The 826-nt window shown below is 47.6% G+C and carries 6 tRNA genes; all 6 read right to left on the bottom strand.

Annotated elements, in window-relative coordinates:
- Positions 1-5: 5 nt before the first annotated feature.
- The 6 genes from L3V35_RS19105 to L3V35_RS19130 all read right to left on the bottom strand — a co-directional run bounded on the left by L3V35_RS19105 (position 6) and on the right by L3V35_RS19130 (position 819).
- Positions 6-82 (bottom strand) — tRNA-Met (locus L3V35_RS19105).
- Between the two features lie 88 nt (positions 83-170).
- A tRNA-Gly gene (locus L3V35_RS19110) sits at positions 171-246 on the bottom strand.
- 59 nt (positions 247-305) lie between these two features.
- A tRNA-Met gene (locus tag L3V35_RS19115) sits at positions 306-382 on the bottom strand.
- A gap of 70 nt (positions 383-452) precedes the next feature.
- A tRNA-Gly gene (locus L3V35_RS19120) sits at positions 453-528 on the bottom strand.
- 77 nt (positions 529-605) lie between these two features.
- Positions 606-682 (bottom strand) — tRNA-Met (locus tag L3V35_RS19125).
- A 61-nt stretch (positions 683-743) separates the two neighbouring features.
- Positions 744-819: transfer RNA gene (locus L3V35_RS19130), tRNA-Gly, on the bottom strand.
- Positions 820-826: the final 7 nt, after the last annotated feature.

The following is an 826-nucleotide window of genomic DNA, read 5'->3' on the forward strand; positions in this document are numbered from 1 at the left end:
TAATGTGGTTGCGGGAGCCGGATTTGAACCGACGACCTTCGGGTTATGAGCCCGACGAGCTACCAAACTGCTCCATCCCGCGTCCGGATGTTTCTCTTTTCGCATCATTACCGTTTAAGACAATGAGACTAACCCATTTTCATTCTGAGCAAGGCTCTAAGAATAGAATTTGGAGCGATACATCGGGTTCGAACCGATGACCTCAACCTTGGCAAGGTTGCGCTCTACCAACTGAGCTAGTATCGCATAAGCTAACCGTTCATCTTGTCTGCTAGGAAGCATCAAATCAACGTTCAACTGTAATGTGGTTGCGGGAGCCGGATTTGAACCGACGACCTTCGGGTTATGAGCCCGACGAGCTACCAAACTGCTCCATCCCGCGTCCGGATGCATTGTTTAAGACAATGAGACTAAACCATTTTCATTCTGAGCAAGGCTCTAAGAATAGAATTTGGAGCGATACATCGGGTTCGAACCGATGACCTCAACCTTGGCAAGGTTGCGCTCTACCAACTGAGCTAGTATCGCATTAGTTAACCGTTAATTCTGTCTGCTAAGAAGCTAAGTTCTTACTGCAAGAAAGTAATCAACGTTCAACTGTAATGTGGTTGCGGGAGCCGGATTTGAACCGACGACCTTCGGGTTATGAGCCCGACGAGCTACCAAACTGCTCCATCCCGCGTCCGGATGCATTATTTAAGTTAATGACTCTATATTCCCAACATCATTCCTAAGAAAGAAATTGGAGCGATACATCGGGTTCGAACCGATGACCTCAACCTTGGCAAGGTTGCGCTCTACCAGCTGAGCTAGTATCGCTTAGTTA

Source organism: Vibrio sp. L5-1 (genome assembly GCF_021728315.1).
GTDB lineage: Bacteria > Pseudomonadota > Gammaproteobacteria > Enterobacterales > Vibrionaceae > Vibrio > Vibrio splendidus_K.